Source organism: Pseudomonas sp. 05N434, assembly GCF_056396965.1.
In genome coordinates this window covers 1-1855 of sequence record NZ_JBFTMK010000757.1, presented here as the reverse complement: position 1 = coordinate 1855, position 1855 = coordinate 1, and the positions used below count along the sequence as shown (strand labels likewise).

3 protein-coding genes are annotated in these 1855 nt (G+C 58.3%); 2 read left to right on the top strand and 1 reads right to left on the bottom strand.

Annotated features, from left to right (window positions below; translation table 11 throughout):
* The first annotated feature begins 11 nt into the window (after positions 1–11).
* Positions 12–545: a cysteine hydrolase family protein gene (locus AC1DLB_RS29000; RefSeq protein WP_018928252.1), complete on the top strand. Its 534-nt coding sequence runs from the start codon at positions 12–14 to the stop codon at positions 543–545.
* A gap of 76 nt (positions 546–621) precedes the next feature.
* On the opposite strand, the gene AC1DLB_RS28995 is transcribed toward AC1DLB_RS29000, so the two are convergent.
* Positions 622–912 (bottom strand): DUF3630 family protein, encoded by a 291-nt coding sequence (locus AC1DLB_RS28995; protein WP_019582000.1) that lies wholly within the window; start codon positions 910–912, stop codon positions 622–624.
* Between the two features lie 130 nt (positions 913–1042).
* On the opposite strand from AC1DLB_RS28995, the gene AC1DLB_RS28990 reads away from it, so the two are divergent.
* The coding region (locus tag AC1DLB_RS28990; RefSeq protein ID WP_477786188.1) for a lysozyme inhibitor LprI family protein at positions 1043–1855 on the top strand (813 nt) is incomplete at its 3' end.

Sequence of the window (1855 nt, the reverse complement as noted above, 5' to 3'; positions counted from 1 at the left end):
GGAAGGAAGCCATGAGCACCGCACTCCTGATCATCGATGTCCAACGCGCGCTGTGCACCGGCGAGTATGAATGCTTCGACATCCAGCGCGTCATCGACACCATCAACGGCCTCAGCACCAAAGCCCGAGTCGCCAATATTCCGGTCATCCTGATCCAGCACGAAGAAGAGGGCGACCTGCTGCAATACGGCGCCGAAGGCTGGCAACTGGCAGACGGCCTGAAGACGTCACCCCAAGACCTGCGCGTGCGCAAAACCACCCCGGATTCGTTCTACCAGACCCACCTGCATGAACATCTGCAAGAGCTGGACGTCGAACGCCTGATTATCTGCGGCCTGCAAACCGACTACTGCGTCAACGCGACGGTCCGTGAGGCATTATCGCGAGGCTACGACGTGGTGCTGGCGTCCGATGCTCATTCCACGATCGACAATGGCACGATGAGCGCCGAAGACATCATCACCGAACACAACAAGGATCTGGCGCACCTGACCGGTTCCGTGGCGCGGATCGATGTCGTGCCGGCCAGCGAAATCAATATCTGAAAGCATCGGTGGTTCCTGGATGTATTTCCCTCTCGCTTCAAATGAAACGGGCGCCGATCATGGCGCCCGTTTTTGTTCAATCCGTCTGTAGCCGCCGCACCACCGCCTGAAAACGCTCCGACGCAATCCAGTCCGGATCCGCGTCCTCCACCAGCAGCATGATCCCCAGGTAGTGTTCCAGATGCAGCGTAATCGTCTGCCCTTCGACGGCCAGGTCCCAATAACGCTGGTCCAACCCATTGATCTGTGCCGTCCAGGTCCCGCCCAGCCCTCGTGCCAACTCACTGGCGATGCGATTGAACAGATCCCGGTCGGATGTCTGCGAGAGATAAATTTCCCGTGGTGGCGGGGGCGACGGATCAGTCATGTTTTGCTCCTTGAGAATGAGCATGACTTTACGCTTCCTGCTGGATTTGTGGCGAGCGAGCCATACCAAAACAAGCGCCTTTTCACATTTGTCTCGGCATACTGGCGCGCTCAAAGAATGGAATCTGCCCATGCCCCCGACCTTGTTCTGCTCTAACGCTCGCCGCGCTTTACTGCTGGGGTTTCTCGCATTCTCTGCCGCARCCCATGCCAGTAGCTTCGATTGCACCAGCGCCGCCAGCTCCAGTGAAAAAGCCATTTGCGCCGACGCTTACACGTCGAAGCTGGACCAAAAACTGGGAGCGGTCTGGCGCTCGACGCTGGAAAAAGTCACCGCCCCGAAAGCGTTAAAAGCAGACCAGCGTCAGTGGTTGAAACAACGTAACCGCTGCGCAGACCAAATCGATTGCCTGCGCCAACAGTACTTGATGCGCATCACTGAACTCGAACACGCGGCCATTCCGTTTACCTGGGACGCGACTTGGCAGCGCATTCCCTGGGGCGTTTCGACGGGAGCTGAGTTGAAGACAAAGCGTCGGGATTCGACTCATCTCGTCTTCGAAGTTTCTGCCGCGAGCGGCGCCAACTCTGGCGACCTGGATGGCGTCGCCAAACTGGATGGCACTCAGGCGCATTACGTCGAAGGTGCATGCGCGTTGACCTTCCAAGCCATCAACGGCGTGCTTGATGTCACCCAGGACGGCGCCGATGCCGATTGTGGTGCGGGCATGGGCGTGTTCTATGCCGGGCGCTATGTCGCGTCGGAACAGCCCTTGGCTCTGGACAACGATTTGCTGAGTCTGGGGTTGGCGCGTACACAGCAAGAAGACGATGCATTGCGGCAATTGCTCAAGGACGATTACCAGACGCTGGTGGACAGCAGCAGTTCCAGGCTGATCGGCGATGAGTCGAATGACCTGCCGGGCGCCGAAGTGACTGAAATG

Excerpts from the sequence above, each read along its gene's own strand:
- AC1DLB_RS29000 (WP_018928252.1), top strand. The coding sequence starts at position 12 with ATGAGCACCGCACTCCTGATCATCGATGTCCAACGCGCGCTGTGCACC.
- AC1DLB_RS28995 (WP_019582000.1), bottom strand. The coding sequence starts at position 912 with ATGACTGATCCGTCGCCCCCGCCACCACGGGAAATTTATCTCTCGCAG.